Source organism: Labrys sp. F242, from assembly GCF_057813875.1.
In genome coordinates this window covers 1-465 of the sequence record NZ_JBVASG010000020.1, presented here as the reverse complement: position 1 = coordinate 465, position 465 = coordinate 1, and the positions used below count along the sequence as shown (strand labels likewise).

The following is a 465-nucleotide window of genomic DNA, read 5'->3' as shown; positions in this document are numbered from 1 at the left end:
CCACGAAGCCGACGGTGGGCTTCTTGCGCCCGCGCTTGGCCTCGTCGATCAGGAACTGCGCCGCATCCTCCTCGGCCGAGCCGCCGATCTCCCCGATCATCACGATCGAATGGGTGTCGGGATCGCCTAGGAACATCTCCAGCATGTCGATGAACTCGGTGCCCTTCACCGGGTCGCCGCCAATGCCCACCGCCGTGGTCTGCCCCAACCCCTCATTGGAGGTTTGGAACACCGCCTCATAGGTCAGCGTGCCCGAGCGCGACACGATGCCCACCGAGCCCTTCTTGAAGATGTTGCCCGGCATGATGCCGATCTTGCATTCGTCCGCCGTCATCACGCCCGGGCAGTTCGGCCCGATCAGGCGCGACTTCGAACCCGACAGCGACCGCTTCACCTTGATCATGTCGGCGACCGGAATGCCCTCGGTGATGCACACGATCAGCGGGATCTCGGCATCGATGGCCT

Annotated in this window: 1 pseudogene; it reads right to left on the bottom strand. The window is 64.1% G+C overall.

The features are described 5' to 3' along the window. Window positions 1-465, bottom strand: a pseudogene (locus ACZYTC_RS34245) (succinate--CoA ligase subunit alpha); the annotation flags it as partial.